We start from the raw sequence: 20,915 nt of genomic DNA, 5'->3' as shown, positions 1-20,915 counted from the left end.
TTAATGCCTTAACTTAACTCGTCGCGGCTATCAAAGCTCACGAAGTAAAAAAATACCGGTGCTATGGTTTGGCCTTCGCTCAATCCGCGATGTATTGACTGCATCGCCGGCAAGCCTCAAAGGGACGCGTAAGAATATTTGCTTTACGTTCGTCCACATATCGTCCTATTCCTAACGCTTGCTGAGACGAGTCTTAAAAGGAAGCCGGTGAAATAGGCGGCGAGAGGGCACCTGCCAGTGCCCGGACAGCGACGACCATCGTCGCGACGAACGGAGCGCGATGGCAATTCAAGTTCTGGCGGCATCCTGCCGTTAACCCGTTGGTCTTCGTCCGTCCGTCGGGGGCTAGTCGCTTCCGCTTAGGCGGCGCCACGCGCAACGGGATGTGCAACCGGGCGCGCAACTTTGTATCAGAGTGTGTGGGACGACGCTTTTTGTTTAAAACGCGTCTTACAATTCCGCTTGATTTTTAATCAGCCATCCGGTCCTGTTCGCGGAAGATCAGCGGGTTCGCGTCCGCATGGACGCGCGGCGAGCGCGCGGAAGATTGGATGGCTTCGGCAGGTCACGGATAAGCACCGCACGAGGCGGCTTGCCCGTCTCGCGGAGAAAGCCGGCGCGGCGTGAGTACGCGCGCATCGCGCGAGACGGCGGCATTCCGCCCGCCAATGAATTCAGCAGGAGAGTCGAACATGGTAGGAAAGCGTTTCGACCGAACAATGATGGCCGGTCTGGCCGGCGTGTGGGTCGCGCTGGCTCTCAACGGTTGCGCGAATGTCGGGCAGCCGGACGCGCAGACGGGCGCGGCACCGAGCGCGGCGGCGTCCGGTGTCCAGGCGGCCGCGGCGCCCACGCCGGATACGGCGGCGAGCATGCCGGCCAACAAGATCAACGCCGCCGACCAGGGCACGCCGTTGAGGGCGCCGCCGCTGGTGTATCGCGTCAAACGCGGCGACACGCTTGCGCGCATTGCGCAGCAGCATCATTGCAGCGTCAGGCAGTTGCAGACGTGGAACGGCTTGAAGGCGTCGTCGCGTTTGAAGTCGGGGCAGGGCCTGCGCGTCGCGTCGCCGGAAACGGTGCGGGCGGTGAATGCAGCCAACGCGGCCGCGGCTTCCGCGAAGACTTCGTCCGCGCCGGCAGCGCCGCTTGCGGGGCAGCCATCGTCGGCGTCGACCACCGCCGCGCAGTCCACGGCGCAATCAGCCGCACTGAGCGCCGAGGAGGCGCGTGAAGTCGCGCAGCAAACCACGCGGCGCGCGAACGGCGTTTCGCTGGCGTGGCCCGCGGGCGGACGCGTCGTCGAAAGTTTCCAGGCGGGCGAGACGCGCGGCATCGAGATCGGCGGCAAACCGGGCGATCCGGTGCGGGCCGCGGCCGACGGCAAGGTGATGTACGCCGGCACGGGTTTGAATAGCTACGGCAGCCTCATCATCGTCCAGCACAACAAGGACTTTTTGACCGCCTACTCGCACAACCGCAAGCTGCTCGTGAAGACCGGCGACATCGTCAAGCAGGGACAGCAGATCGCCGAGATGGGCGACGAAAACAACTCACGCGTTTCCGTGGGTTTCGAATTGCGGCGCGACGGCAAGCCAATCGATCCCATGCCTTATCTGCCGCAAGGCCGCGGTTAGGGGGCGAGGCGCGCGCCTTTAGCGCCGAGGCATGCGCCCCTTCAGGAGCGCCAGCCATGCACCTTCAATCCAGCCAGCGCAGCGCCGCCGCGACGATCGCTTCGGGCGCATCTTCCTGCATCAGATGGCCGGCCTTCGGCACGGTCTGAAAACGCGCCTCCGGTATGGCCGCGGCCAGTTGACGGCCGCGCTCCGGCGCAATCCACTGGTCCTCTTCGCCCCACAGAATCTGCGTCGGACAGCGCATCCGCGGATAGCGCGCTTCCACTTCATCGGTATAGCGCTGGTCCATTTGCGCGATCTGCCGGTAGAACGCGGCTTGACCTGTCGCGCCGAGCCACGGCGTCACGTAGGGCGCGAGTTCGTCATCGGGGATCTCGCGGGCGATGGCGCCGCGCACGTAGGCCTTCACCACGGCTTCATGAATATACGGCGGCAAGCCGGCGAACGCGTCGCCGTGCTCGCGCACGTGCCGCACGAACGGCGAGCCCCAGGGCGCAACCGCAACCGGATCGATCAGTGTGAGACTGCGATACTCGCAGCCGTCGATGAGATGCGCGCGCAATGAAGTCGCGCCGCCAAAATCATGGGCGATGACGTCCGGGCGCTTCAGTTGCCAATGCACGAGCAATTGGGCGAGCAGCACGTTCTGCACGCCGAGCGAAACGTCCTGGCCGTCGCACTGTTGCGACTGGCCGTAGCCGAGCAGGTCGTAGTAGTAAACGGTGCGGATTTGCGCGAGATGCGGCGCGATGCGATGCCATACATACGAAGAGAACGGCGTGCCGTGAACCAGCACCAGCGGCGGACCGTTGCCGGTCACGTTAAAGCGCACGGTTTGATCGCGGAACGTATAGCTTTGGGGAAGCGGCCAGTTTTGCATGATGAGCGTCGCGAGAAAGTCTGCTTGCCTTAACGGGTTGCGTGAAGCCTGATGCCCGGTGTTTCGTAGCCTGCTGTGAATCGCTCCCGGAAAACCTCACCTTTGTTTTAGTCTGCAACACCAGGCAAATTCATCGAGACGTCCGCTCGCGGACTCCTCGTCGGTCCGAACGCGGCAGCCTGCACCGCATACCTTTGCGAATCGCGCATGAATCGCCTTGAAATAAGGTGTTTTCATGTCGGCGCGATTCGGAAGACCAGGTAATCGGCTAATCGCAAGCGACTTCACCCTTCAACTCGCCGACGCCCGACCAACCGAAAGCCTGTTTTTCAACGGTGAGGAAATTCGGGAGCCGACGCTATTTCGCTGCCGCGCCGCGCAGCAGTTGCGAGACCTGGCCATGCAGATGCAGGATCGCCGGATCGGCCTGCAACAGCGGCAGATAACGCGGCAGAAAAGCATTATTCGGCTGATCGGCTGAAAAGAGACCCACGATCGCTTCGGCCGCGGCGAGCCGGTCGGCGGGCTCGGCTTCCTTGTCGTCGAGAATTTCGTCGACGTTCGCAATCAAGGTCGACAGCGGCGTGAGCCAGCGAAACCCCGAGCCGTTGATCAGCACTTGCAGGAAGGCGGCGGGTGTCACCGGGCCGAATTCCTTTTCATACGATGCGCGCTCGTGATCGAGAATGGATTTATGCAGCGCCAATAGCGGTCTGCGAATCTCCGAGAGGAATTGAGTGCATTGCTGGTCGTTCATCGTGCGGCTCCTTCGGATGGTCAGGCAGTCAGACGGTAAGGCCGGTTCGAGTCGGGCGAGCTCAATCAAGCGATGGTAACGCATTGATCCGGATGTCGTTCGTTCCGTGCCAGGCACGCCGGCAGCGGCTCTCCTGTTGCGTCAGCGCGCCAGGGGTCGCGGCGAAATTCTTTGTGCGCGACTACAATTTGCCGGACTGTTGCGCCGCATTCACGCCGCGCATCATCTTCGATTCAATTGCACGCCGGCCTCATCGCGTATTAGCAGCGCTTACCGAATAAACGCGGCAAGCTTTCCTGCTTTGATTCGACGTCCCGTCTAAACAGACTAGCAAACAACAATCCCCACTCGGAGCCGCCCATGACCACGTTCAACATCAACGGCCAAACCCATACCGTCGATGCACCGCCCGACATGCCCCTGTTGTGGGTCTTACGCGACCTCGTCGGCTTGACCGGCACGAAGTTCGGCTGCGGCATCGCGCAATGCGGCGCGTGCACGGTGCATCTCGACGGCGTCGCGGTGCGCTCGTGCGTGTTGCCCGCGGCGGCGGTCGGCGACAGGAAGATCACCACGATCGAAGCGGTCGGCAGCACGCCGGCCGGACAGAAGGTGCAGCAGGCATGGCGTCAACTCGACGTGGTGCAGTGCGGCTACTGCCAGTCGGGCCAGGTGATGTCGGCTGCCTCGCTGCTCGCGAGCAATGCCAATCCCACCGATGCGGACATCGACGCCGCGATGGCCGGCAACATCTGCCGCTGCGGCACGTACAACCGCATCCGCGCGGCGATCAAGCAAGCCGCGAAGGGAGTCTGATATGTCCCAGGGATTGCTCGATGCACACAACGGCGCACACCACGGCGCGCAGCCGTCCGACAGCGGCAAGGGCCGCGTCAGCCGCCGCACGTTTCTCAAGTTCGGCGTGACGATGGGCGCGGCGGCCGGCGGCGGCTTGCTGCTCGGCTTCAGCGTGCCGGCCGCGAGCCAGGATCAGAAGGCCGGCAAATCGGTGATCGGCGGCGACGCCGACGAGGCGCCGCAAAACGGCGTGTTCGCGCCGAACGCTTTCATTCAGATCGACACCGCGGGCAAGGTCACGCTCGTGATTCCGAAGGTGGAGATGGGTCAGGGCGTCTATACGTCGATCCCGATGCTGATCGCCGAAGAACTCGAAGTGCCGCTCGATTCAGTCACGCTCGACCACGCGCCGCCGAACGAAAAGCTCTTCACGGACCCGCTGCTCGGCGGCCAGCTCACCGGCGGTTCCACGTCGATCCGCTATGCGTGGGAGCCGATGCGCCGCGCCGGCGCGACGGTGCGCGTGGCGCTGGTCAACGCGGCCGCGCAGCAATGGCAGGTCGATCCGTCAACCTGTCATGCGCAAGCCGGCCAGGTGATTCATGCGGCCAGCAAGCGCAGCATCGGCTATGGACAACTGGCGGACGCGGCGGCCAAACTGCCCGCGCCGGAAAACGTCAAGCTGAAAGACCCGAAGGATTTCAAGCTGATCGGCACCGCCGTCAAGCGCCTCGACTCGCCGGAGAAGGTGGACGGCACCGCCGTGTTCGGCCTCGACGTGCGCGTACCCGGCATGGTCTACGCGGCCATCGCCAATTGCCCGGTGTTCGGCGGCACGCTCGCGAGCGTGGACGACACGCACGTGAAGAAGATCCCGGGCGTGCGCCAGGTAGTCAAGATCGACAACGCGGTCGCCGTGATCGCCGACCACACGTGGGCCGCGAAACGCGGCGTGCAGGCGCTCGACATCAAGTGGAACGAAGGCGCGGGCGCGAATCTTTCGATGAAGCAGATCGTCGACGATCTCGCCAACGCCGCGCAGCGCAACGGCGCGGTCGCGCGCAAGGAAGGCGACGTCGGCAACGCCTTTTCGAATGCGAAGACGCGCGTGGATGCCGTCTATCAGCAGCCGTTCCTCGCGCACGCCACGATGGAGCCGATCAATTGCACCGTGCACGTGCGCCCCGACGCCTGCGACGTCTGGATCGGCTCGCAAGTGCCGACGCGCGTGCGGGACGCCGCGATGAAAGAGACCGGCTTGCCCGCCGACAAGATCGTCGTGCATAACCATCTGATCGGCGGCGGCTTCGGGCGGCGGCTGGAATTCGACATGGTCACGCAGGCGGTCAAGGTCGCCAAACAGGTGTCCGCGCCGGTCAAGGTGCTGTGGACGCGCGAGGAGGACATTCAGCACGACATGTACCGGCCGTACTACTACGACAAGCTTTCCGCGGGGCTCGACGCGAACGGCAAGCCGGTCGCGTGGCAGCATCGGATTGTCGGCTCGTCGATCCTGGCGCGTTTCGCGCCGCCCGCGTTCAGGAACGGCATCGATCCCGACGCGGTGGAGGTTGCCGCGGACCTGCCGTACGACTTGCCGAATCAACTGGTCGACTATGTGCGCCAGGAACCGCATGCGGTCCCCACCGCGTTCTGGCGCGGCGTGGGACCGACGCGCGGCACCTTCGTGGTGGAGAGTTTCATCGACGAACTCGCCGCGCAGGCCAAGGTCGATCCGGTCAAATATCGCCAGGAGCTGCTGGGCAAGACGCCGCGCGCGCTGAACGTGCTCAACACCGCCGCGCAGGCGGCGAACTGGGGCAGCGCGGTGCCGAAGGGGCAAGGGCGCGGCGTCTCGGTGATGCACGCGTTCGGCAGTTTCTTCGCGATCATCGTCGACGTGGCGGTGGACCAGGGCGAGGTCGCGGTCAAGCGCGTGGTGTGCGCGGTCGACTGCGGCATGGTCGTGAATCCGAACACGATCGAAGCGCAAGTGCAGGGCGGCATCATCTTCGGCATCACGGCCGCGCTCTACAGCGAGATCACGATCAAGAACGGCCGCGTCGAGCAGAACAACTTCACCGACTACCGGATGCTGCGCATCGATCAGACGCCGCCCATCGACGTGCATATCGTGAAGAGCAGCGAGGCGCCGGGCGGCATCGGCGAACCCGGCACCGCGGCGCTCGCGCCCGCGCTGACCAACGCGATTTACGCGGCCACCGGCAAGCGGCTGCGGCAATTGCCGGTCGGCAGTCAACTGCAAACCGTCTGACCGGAGCCCGACATGAAAAACACACTGAAGGGTTTCGGCGCGGCGCTGTGCCTCGCGCTGCCGTTCCTCACGCAAGCGCCGGCGCAGGCCGCCGATCAAACGCTGGTGCAGCGCGGCGCGTATCTGGCGAAGGTCGGCGATTGCGCCGCCTGTCATACGGCGCCGCGCGGCAAGCCGTTCGCGGGCGGCCTGCCGATGAGCACGCCGATGGGCCACATCTACACCACCAACATCACGCCCGAACGGCAAACCGGCATCGGCGGCTATACCGAGGAGGACTTTGCCCGCGCGATGCGTGAAGGCGTCGCGAGAGACGGCCACAACCTGTATCCGGCGATGCCGTATCCGTCGTATGCGAAGGTCAACAACGACGACATGAAAGCGCTGTACGCGTATTTCATGAGCGGCGTCGCGCCGGTGCAGCAGGCCAACCGCGAGCCGGACATCAAGTGGCCGTTGAACATGCGCTGGCCGTTGAAGCTCTGGAACATGGTGTTCCTGGAGAAGGGCGTCTATCAGGACAAGCCGGGTAAGGACGTCGCCTGGAATCGCGGCGCATACCTCATTCAGGGCCTCGGGCACTGCGGCTCGTGTCACACGCCGCGCGGCATCGCGTTCCAGGAGAAGGCGCTCGATGAAAGCGGCAGTGCGTTCCTCACGGGCGGCCTGCTCGACGGCTGGTTCGCGGCGAATCTGACCGGCGCGCACAACGTCGGCCTGGGCCGCTGGAACGATCAGGATCTGCAGACCTTCCTCAAGACCGGCGCGAATCGCCACGCCTCGGCGTTCGGTTCGATGACCAGCGTGATCAACAACAGCACGCAGGCCATGAACGACACCGACATCGCGGCGATGACGACGTATCTGAAGTCGCTGCCGCCGGCGGGCGGCAATGGCGCGCCGCCTTATACGTTCGATCCGCAAGCGACGAAGGTGTCGTTGAACCGTCCCGCGAACGATGCCGGCGCGCGCGTGTACACGGCGTATTGCATGCACTGTCATGGCGTCGACGGACGCGGTTTCGCGCCGATGCTTGCGCCGTTGGCGGGCAATCCGAATGTGCTCGAGACGAATCCGTCGTCGCTGATCAACGTGACGTTGAACGGCACCGAGGATCTGGTGATCGGCGGCATTCCCGCGCCGTATCCGATGCCGAAGTACGCGCCGGTGTTGAACGACCAGCAGATCGCCGACGTGCTGAGCTTCGTGCGGGCGGGCTGGAATAACGGTGCGCCGGCGGTCAGCGCGGCGGAAGTGGCGAAGCTGCGCAAGTCGACGCAGGCGGCTCGCTAGTCATACGGGGCGGCACAAAAAAAGCGGCAACCGTTGTTGTTCACGGTTGCCGCTTTTTCATTCGCGGACGCAAGTCCAAACCAAAACGCCCGGCCAAAACGCTCGCTGCAAACGCGAGCTAGCGATGCTGCCCGACCTTCTGCCGCTTCTCCAACACGCGCGCGTACCACGTCAACGGGAAGCACATCGCGAAGTAGATCATCGCGACCATGCCGTAGATCGGGAACGGACGGAACGCGGCGTTGGTGATCATCGTGCCGGTCTTGGTCAACTCGACGAAGCCGATGATCGACGCGAGCGCGGTGCTTTTCACCACCTGCACGAGAAAACCGACCGTCGGCGCGACGGCGATTTTCAGCGCCTGCGGCCACACGATATAGCGCAGTTGCTGGCCGAACGTCATGCCGAGACTCGCGCCCGCCGCCCATTGACCGCGCGGCACGGCTTCGACGCAGCCGCGCCAGATGTCGACCAGATACGCGCTCGTGTAAAGCGTCAACGTGACGGCTGCCGCGACCCACGGCGATACTTCAACGCCCATCAACGGCAAACCGAAGAACGCGAGAAACAGTTGCATCAGCAGCGGCGTGCCCTGGAACACTTCCACGTACACGATCACGATCCGGCGCAGCCACGGCAGCGGCGAGACGCGCATCGCCAGCAAGATCAGCCCGACCATGCCGCCGCCGACGAACGCGATCAGCGACAACAGCACCGTCCAGCGGGCGGCGAGCAGCAGATTGCGGGCGATGTCCCACAGGGTGAATTCGACCATGATCAACGCTCCGTGGGCAGGGTGCGCGGGGCGCGCCACATCAGGCGAGTGCGCCAGCCACGCGGCGCGCTGTCGGCGCCGCGCGCCGCGCGGCCGGCGAACAGACCGCGGCCGAAGCGGTTCAGCAATTGCCGCAACAGGATCGACATCAACAGATAAGTGGCCGTGATGATCGCGTAGCTCTCGAACGACCGGAAGTTGCGCGACTGGATGAAGTTCGCCGCATACGTGAGATCGGGCACCGAGATCTGCGAGACGACCGCCGAGCCGAGCATCACGATCAGCACCTGGCTCAGCAGCGCGGGAAACACGGCGGCGACCGCCTGCGGCAGCACCACGTAGCGGAACACTTGCCGCCCATGCAGACCGAGCGCCTGCGCCGCCTGCACCTGGCCGCGCGGAATCGAATCGATGCCGGCGCGCACGATCTCGATCGCGTACGCGCCGAGATTGACGGTCATCGCCAGAATCGCGGCCTGTATTTCGTCGATATGAATGCCGAGGCTCGGCAAGCCGAAGAAGATGAAGAACAACTGCACGATGAACGGCGTATTGCGGATCAACTCCACATAGCTCGCGATCACCCAGCGCGCCCATTTCGGCCCGGCCACCGCGACGCTCGCGCCGCCAATGCCGACGAGACCGCCCAGCACGGTGGACACGGCCGTCAGCCCCAAGGTCACGGCGACGCCGCGCGCGAGCATCCCCGCATAGAGGCCGAAGCCGCTGAAATCGAACGCATAGGTCATGGCGTGGCGCTCATCGTGAGGTCAAACTCCGGCGCGCACCGGCATGCCGGCGCGCTCAAACAAGGTTCAGAGATCGGCCGGCAGCGGCGCGCGCAACCACTTCTGCGAAATCGCGTTCATGGTGCCGTCCTTGCGGGCCTTGGCAATGGTTTCGTCGACTTTCTGCTTCAGACGCGGCTCGTTCTTGTTCAAACCCACGTGATCCGGCGAGCTGAAGAGCGAAAACTTCTGCTCGGGATCGTTCGCGGGATGACGCGCGAGAATCGTGGCGCCGACGTCGTTGCCGACGACCATCAACTGTACCTGACCAGAAAGGAACGCCGAAATTGCGCCGTTAGGATCGTCGAATCTTTTTATGATCGCCGTGGGCGGCGCGATCTTGCTGACGCTCAGGTCCTCCAGCGTGCCGCGCGCGACCGACACCGACTTGCCCGCGAGGTCGCCGGCGTTCTTGACGGGCAGCGCTTTCGGGCCGAACACGGCGAGGTAGTAGGGCGCGTAAGGCTGCGAGAAGTCGATCACCTTTTCGCGCTCCGGCGTCTGGCCCACCGAAAGCAGCATGTCGGTTTTGTGGCCGGCGAGGTAGGCCATGCGGTTGTCGCCCGTCACCGGCACGAGTTCCACTTTCACGTTGAGCGACTTGCCGATCAGATCGGCGACGTCGATGTCGTAGCCCATCGGCTTCATGTCCGGGCCGATCGAGCCGAACGGCGGATAGTCCATGAACACGCCGATGCGCACCGTGCCCGACTTCGCGATGTCGTCGAGCGCGTCGGCTCGCGCGGCGGACGAAAAGGCGCATAGCGCGCCGAGGCTCGTGAAGGCGAGGGCGGCGGCGAGCGCCGCGAACCCGCGGCGGGTGGTCGATTTCGAAACTTGCGGCTGGTGCATGGTCTTTCCTCTGTCGAGAACGGTGGTATTGGAATGGCTTTGGGGGTTGGCTGGAATGTCGCTCGCGGTGGTCGCGCGGTTCGGTAGGTGGCTCGGTTCGGTAGTTCGGTAGCTCGGTTCGGTAGTTCGGTGCGGTGACTCGGTTCGGCGGCTCAGTGCGCGGCGCGCGCGGCGATCAGCTTGCAGGCGTGCGGCGGCAATTCCGCGAGCACCGGCATGCCGAGCGTGAGCCCCGGCGTTTCGCGCGGCGTGGTGGTGGCGGTCAGCGTGAAGCCGGCGCAATCGATCGTCGCTTCCAGCGAGGCCCCCACGTCACGGATAAACGTGACGGTGCCCGCGAGCCGATTCGCGCCGGCTTCGGCCGAAGCGGGTTTCACGCACACGTCCTCAGGGCGGATCAGCAGGCGGATGTCGCCGCCCGAATCCGGCACGCGCGCCGTTTGAGCGACGGCGATGCGCCGCCCGCCCGGCAGGCTCACGCCGAGCGCGCCGTCGTAAGTCACCGGCAGGATATTGCCGAGGCCGATGAAGTCGGCGACGAACTCGCTGACCGGATCGCGATAGATATCGAGCGGCTTGCCCACCTGCGCGATGCGGCCCTTCTCCATCACGACGATCTCGTCGGCCATCGTCATCGCTTCGCGCTGATCGTGCGTGACCATGATCGTCGTGATGCCGAGGCGCTGTTGCAGCAGACGGATCTCGACCTGCATCGCTTCGCGCAGCTTGGCGTCGAGTGCGGAGAGCGGTTCGTCGAGCAGCAGCAGTTTCGGTTGCGAGGCGATCGCGCGCGCAATCGCCACGCGCTGGCGCTGACCGCCGGAGAGTTGCGTGACCGGCCGGTTCGCCATGTGCGGCAACTGGATCAGGTCGAGCAGTTCGGCGACGCGGCGCGCCTGTTCGTGCTTCACGGTCTTGCGCAGCTTCAGCGGATAGGCGACGTTCTGCGCGACCGTCATATGCGGGAACAGCGCGAGCGACTGGAACACCATGCCGAAGTCGCGCTGGTTCGCCGGCAGCCGCGTGATGTCGCGGCCGGCAAAGTGGATGCTGCCCGAACTCGGCGTTTCGAGCCCGGCGATCATTCGCAGCAGCGTGGTCTTGCCGCAGCCGGACGGGCCGAGAAAGCAGACCAGCTTGCCGTCGGGCACGCTCAGATCGACGCCGTCGACGGCATGCGCCGCGTTGAAGCGCCGGGTCACGGCCTGCAGGGTGAGATGGGTCATCGAATGCTCCGGCGGCAACGCGTGAGAAGCGCGGTCAAAGCGCAACGCCTTCGTCGCCGATCAGCTTTTCCAGCAGCCAGATCAGCGCGAAGTCGATCGCGACGATGAATACGGCGAAACAGAACACGGTCGGATCGAGCGACGACACCGTGCGGCTGTACAGCCACACCGGCAGGGTCATCGTGTCGATGCCGTACAGGAAGAAGGTCACCGTGAATTCGTTGAACGAGACGATGAACGCGAACAGCATGCCGGCGAGAATGCCGGGGCGCATCAGCGGCAGGATCACGTCGACGAGCGCGCGGCCAGGACTTGCGCCCATCACGCAGGCGGCTTCCTCGAACTCGGGGCCGATCGAGGCCACCGACGCCGCGCAATTCTTCACGGTAAACGGCAGCGCCAGAATCACATGCGCGATGATCAGGCGGAACACGCCGAGCTCGACCGGCAGCACGTTGAACACCAGCAGCAGCGAGAGCCCGAGCATCACGAGCGGATAGACGAGCGGCAACGCCACCAGTTGCTCGACCGCGGGCTTGCCGCGAAAACGGTAGCGGCAGAGCGCATAGGCGGCGGGCACCGAAACGAGCGTGGCGATGACCATCGTGCAAAGCGCGACGATCAGGCTCGTGCTCAACGCCGCGCCCATCGACAGCGAGTCGCTCGCATCCGGCGCGACGAAGCTGTGCCACGCGGCGCGATACCAGTGCAAGCCGTAGGCGTGCGGCGGGAATTCGAGCGTATCGGCCGCGCTGAACGACATCACGATCATCGTGATGATCGGCAGCGCGGCGAGAAACAGGACGAGCGCGGCCAGCAGCGCGGCGGCCTTGCCGAGCCGGCCGGGCATCGTGACCGGCCAACGGGAAACACGGGGCAAACGCGCGAGCCGCGCGGTTTGAATCGGCGTGCTCATGCGCGCGGCTCCTCGGCAAGACGTTGCGTGCGGCGCACGAGGCGCTGCGAGAGCGCCATCACCGTGAGCGTGGCGAGCATCAGCACGACGCCCGATGCGGACGCCGCCGGCCAGTTCAGCAAGGGCGCCACCTGATCGTGGACCAGCACGGCGAGCATCGGCACGCGGCGTCCGCCGAGCAGCAAAGGCACGGCGAACGCGCTGGCGTTGTACGCGAACACCAGCAACGCGCCCGACACGAGACCGGGCAGCGCCAGCGGCAACAGAATGTGACGCAGCGTTTGCCAGCGCGTCGCGCCGAGCGTCGCCGCAGCCTCTTCATACGAGCGCGAGACCGCGCGCATCGCGCTCGACAACGGCAGCACGGCGAGCGGAAACGCCGTCTGGATCAAGCCGAGCAACACGCCATGCTCGCGATACAGCCACATCACCGGGCGTTGCACGAGCCCGCTGCCGAGCAGGGCATGATTGAGCAAACCGGCCGGACCGAGAATGATCAGCCAGCCATAACCTTGCAGCAGCAAATTGACGAGCAGCGGCAGAAGCACACCCGCGAGCAGCAGACGCCGCGCGAGCCGCGATTGCGTGCGAGCCATCGCGAGCGCGACGGGAATCGCCAGCACGATCGCGCAGATCATGCTTTGAAACGCCAGCTTCAGCGTGAGCCATAAAGACTTGAGGAAGTAGCCGTCGAGCAGGTCCGCGTAATTTTGCAGCGTGAAGCCGCGCCACTCGTCGCCTTGCGTGCCGAAGCTCATGCGCAGCACGACGAGCGCCGCCGCGCCGAGCACCGCGAGAAACGTCAGGATCGGCGCGAGCAGGAGCCAGGGGCGCGCTTTGTCCAACGCGCTTGCGGCGGGTTGGTCCGGCGCGGCGGATGCGGGACTGGGCGTGCCACCCACCGCGCCCGCCGCGCTGCCGGATGCCGCGGCCGAACCCCGCGCCGCATTCGACGCCGATCCGGCTCGCCGCGAAAAGCGCGCGAGCATCGCCGTCATGCCGAGAAAATTTCGGTGTAGCGCTTGATCCACGCCGGCTGCACGACGGCGAGCGCCTTGTCGTCGTGCAATACGGCCTTTTCGGCGATCTGCCGCGGGCTCGGTACGAACGCGCGGCTCTCGGCGGGAATCACCGCTTTCGAATTGACCGGGCCGTTCAGCACGTCCGCCGCCATGCGGCCTTGCACGCCGGCATCGAGCGAATGGTTGATGAAGGCGTGGATCAGATCGCTGTCGCCGGGATGCGACTTCGGGATCACCGTGAACATCAGTTGCGTAGCGAAGCCTTCCTTCATGCCGTAGGTCACGCCCATCTTGTACTCGGGCTTGCGGATCTGCGCGGGGAAAAAGGCCGGCGAATAGATGCCGCCGATATCGAGCGAGCCGGTGCGGAACAGGTCGGCCACCTGGTTCGGGTTCTCGCCGAGCGTCATCACGTGGTCTTTCAGTTGCATCAGTTTCCTGAAGCCCGGCTCGATGTTCTGCTGCGAGCCGCCGTTCATCTTCGCGGCGATGATCGCGAGGTCCACCGCTTCGGCCCATTCAGGCGGCGGCAGGAACAGGCGGCCGGCGTACTTCGAGTCCCACAACGCTTCATACGACGACGGCGCTTCCTTGAACGTGGACGTGTTGTAGATCAGGCCGTCCGACCACAGCAGATAGCCGATGCCGAAACCGTTCGCTCCGGTGCGGTATTGCGGGGCCACGTCCTTGAGATTCGGCAGCTTGTCGAGATCGGGCTTCATCAGCAGGCCGGCGTCGCCGAGACCCGCCGCGCCCACGCCCGCCAGCGTGATCACGTCGTAGGTCGGCCGCTCGCCCGCGGCCTTGACCTTGGCGACCATGCCGGAGGTGCCGTCGGCGCGATCGGCGATCACCTTCGCGCCGGTCTTCGCCGTGAAGGTGGCGGCGATGTTGCGCAAGGCTGCGGCGCCGGTGTCGTCGGACCATGTCAGGAGGCGCAGCGTCTTGCCGGAGAAGTTGTGCTCCTGAGCCTTGAGATTGACGAACGGCATCGGCAATGCGGACGCCGCGAGCGCCGCGCCGATCGTCTTGATGGCCTGCCTTCTACCCCGTTTGATGTCTTGCATGGCGGTCTCCTGTGTTGAGCGCCTGTTGCTGGGTGATATTCGCTGTGACCGCTGCCGCTGCATCGCTCGTTGGCGCTGCCCGCCTGGCATGACCGGGCGCGTTGCCCGATGCGCCGCGGTGGATGCACTCTAGGTTTGCCAAAATCCCTCAACAAACGAAATATGCGCATGGAGCGCATGAGCTAATCTCATGCGTCGGCATTGCGGTGGTGGTGCCGGCGGCGGTGATCGGGCAAGCGGGAATGGCGAGACTGTGGCGCATACGGGTTAACGTCCACGATTTTTCCGCGCTCGGGCTGCCGAGGGAGGTATGAGGAAAGCTCGGTTCTGGTGCGGTTGCGAACGGTACGCGCCCTGTGCCGGTGCAAACCGGCGGTCGAGCCCGGCGTCCTGTGCCATGCCATGAGCAACACGCATGGGTTCAAGCGAGGTTCGAGCGCCTGTGAGAATTTTCGATGGCGTATCCTATCGGCCAGATGGGCCGCATGCGCTGCGCGACGCCCATTGCTTCACGCTCGCGCAATGAGTTTTTCTGATCCTTACTGGACCCTACTGGACTTCTTTCGATGCGCCGTCTTCCGCCGCTCAACGCGCTGCAGATTTTCGAAACCGTCGCGCGGCATCGCAGCTTCACGCGCGCCGCGGACCATCTTTGCCTGACGCAAGGCGCGGTGAGCCGGCAAATCATCGCGCTCGAGGATTACTACAAGTTCCCGCTCTTCAAGCGTCACGCGAAGGGCTTGACGCTTACCGCCGAAGGCGAACTGCTGCTGCCGGCCGTGAAGGAAAGCTTCGCGCGCATCGAGGAGATTTCGCTGCGCCTCACGCGGCAGCGCACCGATCTCGCGCTGAAGGTGCCGACCTGCGTGATGCGCTGGATGCTGCCGAAGATCATGCGCTTCCAGACCGAGTATCCCGATCTGCACGTGCAGATCACCACGACCTGGCAGCATGACGTCGACTTCCAGATGGAGCCGTTCGACGCGGCGATCATCTACGGTTCGTCGCCGGGTGCGGACGTGCAGGCGGTGCCCTTGTTCGAGGAGCGTCTGACGCCGGTGTGCGCGCCCGATCTTCTGAAAGACAAGCCGTTGGACGAGATCGCGGACCTGGCGCGCCATACGTTGCTGCATCCCACGCGCGATCATCGCGACTGGAAAATGTGGCTCGCCAAGGTGAGCGAGGCGGATGCCGCGAACGCCCAGGCGATCGACGCCGAGCACGGGCCGAGTTTCGACACGCTCGACATGGCGACCAACGCCGCGTTGCAGGGCTTCGGCGTGGCGATCAGCGACCTCGCGCTGATCGACGAGGACGTCGCGGCGAGGCGCCTGGTGCGGCCGTTCGATACGGTGCTCAAGACCGGCTGGCGCTATTACTTCATCTATCCGGATTCAGCCGCGCATCAGCAAAAGCTCAATCTGTTTCGCGACTGGATCGCCGCGCATTGGCAGGAGTGAGGCCGCGAACTTCGCGTCACGGCGCGAACGACAGAAACAGATACGCCGCGAACAGCGACAGGTGCACGGCGCCCTGCAGAATCGTGGTGCGCCCGCTGCTGAGCGTGAGCGTGCCGACCAGCAGCGTGAGGATCAACAGCACCGTTTGCTTGCCGTCGATGCCGAGCACGAGCGACTGACCGGTCGCGAGAAACACCGCGGCGACGGTCGGAATGGTTAGCCCGATACTGGCGAGCGCGGAACCCAGCGCGAGATTCATGCTGTTCTGCAAGCGATCGGCGCGGGCCGCGCGCACCGCCGCGAGACCCTCGGGCAGCAGAACGAGCGCGGCGATGATGATGCCGACCACCGCCGCCGGCGCGCCCGCGTTCTGCACCGCGGTTTCGACGACCGGCGACAGCACCTTCGCCAGCAGCACCACGGCGACGAGGCACACCAGCAGCAAACCGCCGGCCGCGAGCGCCACGCGGCTGCTCGGCGGGGCGGCGTGCACGTCTTCGCCGGGCACGTCGGCGAGAAAATAATCGCGATGCCGCACCGTCTGCACGAACACGAACACGCCGTACAGCACCAATGACGAAACGCCCGCGAACGCCAGTTGCGACGGCGACAGCACCGGGCCGGCGCGGGTGGTCGTGTAGTTCGGCATGACGAGCGTGAGCACGGACAGCGAGGCGAGCACCGCCAGCGCCGCGGCCGCGCCACGGCTTTGAAAGTCCTGCTCGCGATGCCGGATGCCGCCCACCAGCAGGCAAATGCCCACGATGCCGTTGCAGACGATCATGACCGCGGCGAACACGGTGTCGCGCGCGAGGCCGGCCTTTTCGGGGCCGGAGGTCAGCATCACCGAGACGATCAGCGCGACCTCGATCACGGTGACGGCCACCGCCAGCACCAGGGTGCCGAACGGCTCGCCGACGCGATGCGCGACCACTTCCGCATGGTGCACCGCCGTAAACACCGCCGCGCACAGCGCCACGCCGACCAACGCGAGCAGTAGCCCGTTGCCCGGCAGCAGATAGGCGGCGCCCAGCACCATCCAGGCGACGAACGGCGCGGCAATGGTCCAGCGGGGTAGAACGGTCGCGGTCGAGGTCATTGGGGCTTCCTTTTTGTTGCTTGTTTTGACTGGCGCGGAGGGGCTCCACGTGGGCTAGAAGCGAGCGCGGAAGCTCATGCGGCTTCTCATAAATACGTTCTAACGTATTAAATTATAAGGGATACTTGGCCGCGTCCGAGATTTTCGCAGGCGGCGTCCCGCAGGGCACGGTACAAGCGGCGACGCTTGACCAGAACGATCGGTCAAGCGGGCTTGCGCGGAAAGCAGGTGGGTTGCAGTGTAGTGCGGCTTCGCGAGATTCGGCGGCGTGTAGCGCCGGGGCGAGCCGGTTGAACCTGAGTGATCTGATAGTCGGGCGTCGCTGCGTTGTCGGAACCCAGCGACGCCCGGATCTGCCGCTACGGTCGCGGCCGACCGAATTACTGTCCGACCGGGCGGATCGTCAGCGCGTTCTTCACTGAAGTCACGCCGGCGACGCCTTGCGCGGCCTGAGTCGCCAGATCGACTTGCGGCTGCTCCGGCACGGAGCCGGCCAACGTCACCGCGCCGCCACGTGCACGCACCGAGATATTGGCCACGCTCAGCCCTTTGGTTTTCGTCAGCGCGCTACGCACCTTGCGGCCCAAGGCACGATTGGCGGCCTTGGCCTGCTTGGCGGTCGGCGCCGCGGAGGCTGCCTCGGGGGCCGCCGTGGTCGCCGCATCGCTGCTTTGCGCATAGGCGTTGAGCGATGCCAGAACGATCAGCGCGCCGCCGACCATCTTGATTGCCGTGAATGCTTTCATTGAACTCTCCTGTTGTCGTGAATACTTCGGTCCCCGGGTGGGGACGCTTTAATGCAACTGCGGTACTTCGGGACGAATCTGAACGGGACTGTGCCGCGGGTCGTGCGAGTGCATGCAAGCTGACTGCTGATCGAGGCGAGGTGATGCGATACGAGCGGGCCGAGGCGCATGCGAGCCGGCAAAGGCTGTGCCGCGGACCGGAAACACACGATACTCCAATCGATGCCGCGGCGACTGCGACGGTGCCACGAAATGAGGCGTGGCTACAACGCATCGGCCGATGACAACAGACCGATGGCGCGATACCGCGTGGCATGGCGCATCCATCGAACCGCGCGCTGCGCGCTTTAAATAGGCCTAACGCATGCCCGAATCGTTGCTTCCCATCCTGCCGTTGCATCGTGACGATTTGCCGGTCGATACGATCGGCCTGGCGCGCTTCATGATCGGCAAGTACCTTGTGCACGATCTGCCCGAAGGCCGCATCAGCGGACGGATCGTCGAGACGGAGGCGTATCCGGTCGGCGATTCGACCAGCCATGCGTTCATCGGCCGACGTCCGCATAACGGCTCGATGTTTCTCGCGCGAGGTCACGCCTATGTGCGCCTCACGTATGGCTTGTCCTACATGCTGAACATGTCGGCGGAAGCGGAGGAGGTCGGCGCGGGCATTCTGTTTCGCGCGATCGAGCCGCTCGAAGGTTTGCCGTTGATGGAAGCGCGGCGCCCCGGCGTGCCGCTGCGCGATCTCACGCGTGGACCCGGCCGCTTGACCACCGCGCTCGGCATCGGCCAGGCGTTCGACGGCCGCGATCTTTGCACCGGGCGTGGTCTTTGGATCGGCGTGATCGAACGTGGCGAGTTGCCGGTCGGCGTGACGACGCGCATCGGTCTGTCGCGCGAAATGCATCGACCGTTGCGGTTTTTCGAACCGGGCAGCGCGTTCGTGAGCGGACCGCGAAAGCTGTTGTTGAGCGCGCATGCCGGATCCGAGGCTCGCGCGAAAATCTGACCGGCAAGCGCACGGGCGCCGGCAAAATCCGCCGGGACAGGATGCGTTTTGGAAACCTCAGACACAAAGGCTTACGAAGCCGCGCATTATTACGGGGAACACTCGACCCAATTCGCATGCGACGGTAAATCCCGCCGCACTGTTGCGATTAGGGCAATTATGTATCTCTTAATTAAGGGTTTTCCCTTGGCGTGCCGGTGACTAGACTGGAATCACTCGCTGCTCACGGTGTGTGGCAAGCGAAGCAAAAAACCAATCTGGAGGTAAGTCATCATGAACTCGTTTATCAAGGCAGTTGCCCTCGCAGCCGTTCTCGCGGCCCCGGTCGCCTCGTTCGCTCAATCGAGCCAACAACCCGTGACCCGCGCGGAAGTCCGTAACGAACTGATTCAGTTGGAGCGCGCCGGCTATAACCCGGCCACCGCCAGCGATCCGGCTTATCCGGCCGATATCCAGGCCGCCGAGCGCCGCGTGCAGGAACAAAACCCGGCGATCGCACAAACCCAGCAGCCGGTCGCCGACACCAGTGGTTACGGCGCGCCGATGAGCGGTTCGTCGCAGTCGGGCGGCATGGTCCAGCCGACCTCGGGTCCGAAGTCGGTTTATTTCGGTAACTAACGCAGTAACGCGGTATTGGAAAAGCAGAAATCCGCGCGCCGCTCGATGCGGCGCGCATCACGACACGGTGTCTTTGTTCCGGCGTGAGACTCGTGCGCGGCCCGCTGGGTAGCCAGCCCGCCGCGGCGCGGTCCCGGTCCACGATACAAGGAACCTCCGCTGCCGCAAGGTAGCTTCGCCCAACCTGGTTAAGGATTGGGCTTTTTTTGCGTCTGCGTGTTTGTGTCGAATCGCGCGGCGCGAGAGGCGCCGCCGTGCGTCAAGGACGCTCGCCGTGAATATAGAACTCGAGTTGCTGAATGGTGAACTGCTGTTCAGCGATGATGTTCTTCACCAGGTCGCCGATCGACACCATGCCCACCAGCCTGTCGTTTTCGATGACCGGCAAATGGCGCATGCGGCGCTCGGTCATGAGGGCCATGCAGTCGTCGGTGCTCTGATCGGGGCGCACGAAGCGCACGGCCTTGCTCATGATGTCGCGCACCGGCGTGGCCTTGGACGAACGGTCCATCAGCACGACCTTGCGCGCGTAGTCGCGCTCCGTGACGATGCCGGCGATGCTGTCGCCGTCCGTCACCACGAGCGCGCCGATGCCTTTTTCGGCCATCAGCCGGATCGCCTCGTAGACGGAATCGTCGACCCCGATCGTGTAGACGGTGGTGTTGTTCGGTTTCGTTTTAAGAAGCTGTGCAACGCTTGTCATGGAGCGGCTCCGTTTCGCTATGCGGCGCGCCGGCACGGCGCGTTGTCGTGAGGGACAGGCCATTCCAGTATAGGCGCGACGCGCCGCCGCGGTACTTCGGGAATACCTGGGGCGCGCCGCGGGCCGAGTTCGGGTAGCGGCGCGGCACCGGGCGGCTCCATGCACCGGGCAAGGGCATCGGGTGCACCGTGCCGATTAGCGGTAAACTCCCAGTCCGTACCTTATCCCCGGTTTGATCGGGTTCATGTCAGCACCACTGTCCAACGCCATGCTCACGTCTCACGATCCGTCGCCCACGGCAGACGGCGCCATCAGCGAAGAATGCGTCGTTCTCGACGCTACCGCCACGCTTCCCACGCGCTACGGCACGTTCACGTCCTATGTGTTTCGCGTGGTCGACAGCGGCGCCGAACATCTCGCGCTCGTGATGGGCGAGGTCGCGAACCAGTCGTCGGTACTCACGCGCCTGCATTCGGAATGCCTCACGGGCGACGTGCTCGGCTCCTATCGCTGCGATTGCGGCGAGCAGCTCGATCTCGCGCTGCGCTATATCGCAGCCGAAGGCTGCGGCGTGCTGTTGTATCTGCGCGGCCACGAAGGGCGCGGCATCGGCCTGTCGAACAAGATCCGCGCGTATGCGCTGCAGGAGCAGGGGCGCGATACCGTCGAGGCCAATCTCGATCTCGGCTTGCCCGACGACTCGCGCGAATACGATTCGGCGGCGGGCATTTTGCGCACGCTGAAGGTGACCTCGGTGCGCCTGATGAGCAACAATCCGGAGAAGTTCGACACGCTCTCCAAGCACGGCATTCCGGTGTGCGAGCGGGTCGCGCTGGCGATTCCGATGCGCGAGGAAAACGAGCGCTATATCCGCACCAAGCAGTTGAAGTTCGGTCATTACTTCGACGAGAACGAATAGAGCCTTGTAAATTCCGGGCGATTGCTCGCGCCGCCTATTTTCTTCCCTTATTGATTGCTGCTGCGCCAA

20 protein-coding genes are annotated in these 20,915 nt (G+C 64.6%); 8 read left to right on the top strand and 12 right to left on the bottom strand.

Annotated elements, in window-relative coordinates; translation table 11 throughout:
* Positions 1 to 692 precede the first annotated feature (692 nt).
* Positions 693 to 1,637 carry a peptidoglycan DD-metalloendopeptidase family protein gene (locus CUJ90_RS32250; RefSeq protein ID WP_114164651.1) on the top strand — a complete coding sequence of 315 codons (945 nt, stop codon included), beginning with the start codon at positions 693 to 695 and terminating at the stop codon, positions 1,635 to 1,637.
* A 64-nt stretch (positions 1,638 to 1,701) separates the two neighbouring features.
* Here the strand turns inward: CUJ90_RS32250 and CUJ90_RS32245 are convergent, their stop codons facing one another.
* Positions 1,702 to 2,520 (bottom strand): alpha/beta fold hydrolase, encoded by an 819-nt coding sequence (locus CUJ90_RS32245; RefSeq protein WP_114164650.1) that lies wholly within the window; start codon positions 2,518 to 2,520, stop codon positions 1,702 to 1,704.
* Positions 2,521 to 2,878: 358 nt separating this feature from the next.
* The gene (locus tag CUJ90_RS32240; protein ID WP_073431631.1) at positions 2,879 to 3,277 is read right to left on the bottom strand and encodes a hypothetical protein; all 399 of its coding nucleotides are present in this window, start codon (positions 3,275 to 3,277) and stop codon (positions 2,879 to 2,881) included.
* A 360-nt stretch (positions 3,278 to 3,637) separates the two neighbouring features.
* On the opposite strand from CUJ90_RS32240, the gene CUJ90_RS32235 reads away from it, so the two are divergent.
* The 3 genes from CUJ90_RS32235 to CUJ90_RS32225 are packed head-to-tail and all read left to right on the top strand — an operon-like array spanning position 3,638 to position 7,643.
* Positions 3,638 to 4,093, top strand: a complete 456-nt coding sequence (locus tag CUJ90_RS32235) for a (2Fe-2S)-binding protein (RefSeq protein ID WP_114164649.1) — start codon at positions 3,638 to 3,640, stop codon at positions 4,091 to 4,093.
* Between the two features lies 1 nt (position 4,094).
* Positions 4,095 to 6,350, top strand: coding sequence for a xanthine dehydrogenase family protein molybdopterin-binding subunit (locus CUJ90_RS32230; RefSeq protein WP_114164648.1), 2,256 nt, complete (start codon positions 4,095 to 4,097; stop codon positions 6,348 to 6,350).
* A gap of 12 nt (positions 6,351 to 6,362) precedes the next feature.
* Positions 6,363 to 7,643, top strand: coding sequence for a c-type cytochrome (locus CUJ90_RS32225; RefSeq protein ID WP_114164647.1), 1,281 nt, complete (start codon positions 6,363 to 6,365; stop codon positions 7,641 to 7,643).
* A 118-nt stretch (positions 7,644 to 7,761) separates the two neighbouring features.
* Here CUJ90_RS32225 and CUJ90_RS32220 read toward each other — a convergent pair whose 3' ends face one another.
* From CUJ90_RS32220 to CUJ90_RS32190, 7 genes are all read right to left on the bottom strand, one after another.
* Positions 7,762 to 8,418 (bottom strand): amino acid ABC transporter permease, encoded by a 657-nt coding sequence (locus CUJ90_RS32220; RefSeq protein WP_114164646.1) that lies wholly within the window; start codon positions 8,416 to 8,418, stop codon positions 7,762 to 7,764.
* Between the two features lie 2 nt (positions 8,419 to 8,420).
* Complete coding sequence (locus CUJ90_RS32215; protein ID WP_073431626.1) at positions 8,421 to 9,167, bottom strand: amino acid ABC transporter permease; 747 nt, start codon at positions 9,165 to 9,167, stop codon at positions 8,421 to 8,423.
* A 66-nt stretch (positions 9,168 to 9,233) separates the two neighbouring features.
* The gene (locus CUJ90_RS32210) at positions 9,234 to 10,058 is read right to left on the bottom strand and encodes a transporter substrate-binding domain-containing protein (RefSeq protein WP_073431625.1); all 825 of its coding nucleotides are present in this window, start codon (positions 10,056 to 10,058) and stop codon (positions 9,234 to 9,236) included.
* Between the two features lie 152 nt (positions 10,059 to 10,210).
* Positions 10,211 to 11,284, bottom strand: coding sequence for an ABC transporter ATP-binding protein (locus CUJ90_RS32205; protein ID WP_073431624.1), 1,074 nt, complete (start codon positions 11,282 to 11,284; stop codon positions 10,211 to 10,213).
* Between the two features lie 34 nt (positions 11,285 to 11,318).
* Positions 11,319 to 12,200: an ABC transporter permease gene (locus CUJ90_RS32200; RefSeq protein WP_083086183.1), complete on the bottom strand. Its 882-nt coding sequence runs from the start codon at positions 12,198 to 12,200 to the stop codon at positions 11,319 to 11,321.
* Entirely contained in the window at positions 12,197 to 13,198 is a 1,002-nt protein-coding gene (locus CUJ90_RS32195; RefSeq protein ID WP_073431622.1) for an ABC transporter permease, read from the bottom strand. The genes CUJ90_RS32200 and CUJ90_RS32195 overlap by 4 nt, the downstream gene beginning before the upstream one ends.
* The gene (locus CUJ90_RS32190) at positions 13,195 to 14,289 is read right to left on the bottom strand and encodes an ABC transporter substrate-binding protein (protein WP_114164645.1); all 1,095 of its coding nucleotides are present in this window, start codon (positions 14,287 to 14,289) and stop codon (positions 13,195 to 13,197) included. Before CUJ90_RS32190 ends, CUJ90_RS32195 begins: the two co-directional genes overlap by 4 nt.
* A gap of 566 nt (positions 14,290 to 14,855) precedes the next feature.
* Between CUJ90_RS32190 and CUJ90_RS32185 the strand changes: the two genes are divergently transcribed.
* The gene (locus tag CUJ90_RS32185) at positions 14,856 to 15,749 is read left to right on the top strand and encodes a LysR substrate-binding domain-containing protein (protein ID WP_114164644.1); all 894 of its coding nucleotides are present in this window, start codon (positions 14,856 to 14,858) and stop codon (positions 15,747 to 15,749) included.
* Between the two features lie 16 nt (positions 15,750 to 15,765).
* On the opposite strand, the gene CUJ90_RS32180 is transcribed toward CUJ90_RS32185, so the two are convergent.
* Positions 15,766 to 16,848 carry a calcium:cation antiporter gene (locus tag CUJ90_RS32180; protein WP_114164643.1) on the bottom strand — a complete coding sequence of 361 codons (1,083 nt, stop codon included), beginning with the start codon at positions 16,846 to 16,848 and terminating at the stop codon, positions 15,766 to 15,768.
* Between the two features lie 380 nt (positions 16,849 to 17,228).
* Positions 17,229 to 17,594 (bottom strand): BON domain-containing protein, encoded by a 366-nt coding sequence (locus CUJ90_RS32175; RefSeq protein ID WP_083086178.1) that lies wholly within the window; start codon positions 17,592 to 17,594, stop codon positions 17,229 to 17,231.
* Between the two features lie 364 nt (positions 17,595 to 17,958).
* On the opposite strand from CUJ90_RS32175, the gene CUJ90_RS32170 reads away from it, so the two are divergent.
* On the top strand, positions 17,959 to 18,606 hold the full coding sequence (locus tag CUJ90_RS32170; protein ID WP_114164642.1) for a DNA-3-methyladenine glycosylase: 648 nt from the start codon (positions 17,959 to 17,961) through the stop codon (positions 18,604 to 18,606).
* A 273-nt stretch (positions 18,607 to 18,879) separates the two neighbouring features.
* Positions 18,880 to 19,224: a DUF4148 domain-containing protein gene (locus CUJ90_RS32165; RefSeq protein WP_114164641.1), complete on the top strand. Its 345-nt coding sequence runs from the start codon at positions 18,880 to 18,882 to the stop codon at positions 19,222 to 19,224.
* Between the two features lie 259 nt (positions 19,225 to 19,483).
* On the opposite strand, the gene CUJ90_RS32160 is transcribed toward CUJ90_RS32165, so the two are convergent.
* Positions 19,484 to 19,927: a CBS domain-containing protein gene (locus CUJ90_RS32160; RefSeq protein ID WP_073431616.1), complete on the bottom strand. Its 444-nt coding sequence runs from the start codon at positions 19,925 to 19,927 to the stop codon at positions 19,484 to 19,486.
* Between the two features lie 268 nt (positions 19,928 to 20,195).
* Between CUJ90_RS32160 and ribA the strand changes: the two genes are divergently transcribed.
* The gene (ribA, locus tag CUJ90_RS32155; protein WP_073431615.1) at positions 20,196 to 20,846 is read left to right on the top strand and encodes a GTP cyclohydrolase II; all 651 of its coding nucleotides are present in this window, start codon (positions 20,196 to 20,198) and stop codon (positions 20,844 to 20,846) included.
* The last annotated feature ends 69 nt before the right edge of the window (positions 20,847 to 20,915 follow it).

Source organism: Paraburkholderia terricola (genome assembly GCF_003330825.1).
Lineage (GTDB): Bacteria > Pseudomonadota > Gammaproteobacteria > Burkholderiales > Burkholderiaceae > Paraburkholderia > Paraburkholderia terricola.
The sequence above is the reverse complement of the archived record's forward strand: the minus strand, read 5'-3'. Positions and strand labels throughout refer to the sequence as shown.

Excerpts from the sequence above, each read along its gene's own strand:
- CUJ90_RS32165 (WP_114164641.1), top strand. The coding sequence starts at position 18,880 with ATGAACTCGTTTATCAAGGCAGTTGCCCTCGCAGCCGTTCTCGCGGCC.
- CUJ90_RS32180 (WP_114164643.1), bottom strand. The coding sequence starts at position 16,848 with ATGACCTCGACCGCGACCGTTCTACCCCGCTGGACCATTGCCGCGCCG.
- CUJ90_RS32230 (WP_114164648.1), top strand. The coding sequence starts at position 4,095 with ATGTCCCAGGGATTGCTCGATGCACACAACGGCGCACACCACGGCGCG.
- CUJ90_RS32240 (WP_073431631.1), bottom strand. The coding sequence starts at position 3,277 with ATGAACGACCAGCAATGCACTCAATTCCTCTCGGAGATTCGCAGACCG.
- CUJ90_RS32210 (WP_073431625.1), bottom strand. The coding sequence starts at position 10,058 with ATGCACCAGCCGCAAGTTTCGAAATCGACCACCCGCCGCGGGTTCGCG.
- CUJ90_RS32250 (WP_114164651.1), top strand. The coding sequence starts at position 693 with ATGGTAGGAAAGCGTTTCGACCGAACAATGATGGCCGGTCTGGCCGGC.
- CUJ90_RS32235 (WP_114164649.1), top strand. The coding sequence starts at position 3,638 with ATGACCACGTTCAACATCAACGGCCAAACCCATACCGTCGATGCACCG.
- CUJ90_RS32195 (WP_073431622.1), bottom strand. The coding sequence starts at position 13,198 with ATGACGGCGATGCTCGCGCGCTTTTCGCGGCGAGCCGGATCGGCGTCG.
- CUJ90_RS32200 (WP_083086183.1), bottom strand. The coding sequence starts at position 12,200 with ATGAGCACGCCGATTCAAACCGCGCGGCTCGCGCGTTTGCCCCGTGTT.
- CUJ90_RS32170 (WP_114164642.1), top strand. The coding sequence starts at position 17,959 with ATGCCCGAATCGTTGCTTCCCATCCTGCCGTTGCATCGTGACGATTTG.
- CUJ90_RS32225 (WP_114164647.1), top strand. The coding sequence starts at position 6,363 with ATGAAAAACACACTGAAGGGTTTCGGCGCGGCGCTGTGCCTCGCGCTG.
- CUJ90_RS32205 (WP_073431624.1), bottom strand. The coding sequence starts at position 11,284 with ATGACCCATCTCACCCTGCAGGCCGTGACCCGGCGCTTCAACGCGGCG.
- CUJ90_RS32215 (WP_073431626.1), bottom strand. The coding sequence starts at position 9,167 with ATGACCTATGCGTTCGATTTCAGCGGCTTCGGCCTCTATGCGGGGATG.
- CUJ90_RS32160 (WP_073431616.1), bottom strand. The coding sequence starts at position 19,927 with ATGACAAGCGTTGCACAGCTTCTTAAAACGAAACCGAACAACACCACC.
- CUJ90_RS32175 (WP_083086178.1), bottom strand. The coding sequence starts at position 17,594 with ATGAAAGCATTCACGGCAATCAAGATGGTCGGCGGCGCGCTGATCGTT.
- CUJ90_RS32245 (WP_114164650.1), bottom strand. The coding sequence starts at position 2,520 with ATGCAAAACTGGCCGCTTCCCCAAAGCTATACGTTCCGCGATCAAACC.
- ribA (WP_073431615.1), top strand. The coding sequence starts at position 20,196 with ATGCTCACGTCTCACGATCCGTCGCCCACGGCAGACGGCGCCATCAGC.
- CUJ90_RS32220 (WP_114164646.1), bottom strand. The coding sequence starts at position 8,418 with ATGGTCGAATTCACCCTGTGGGACATCGCCCGCAATCTGCTGCTCGCC.
- CUJ90_RS32190 (WP_114164645.1), bottom strand. The coding sequence starts at position 14,289 with ATGCAAGACATCAAACGGGGTAGAAGGCAGGCCATCAAGACGATCGGC.
- CUJ90_RS32185 (WP_114164644.1), top strand. The coding sequence starts at position 14,856 with ATGCGCCGTCTTCCGCCGCTCAACGCGCTGCAGATTTTCGAAACCGTC.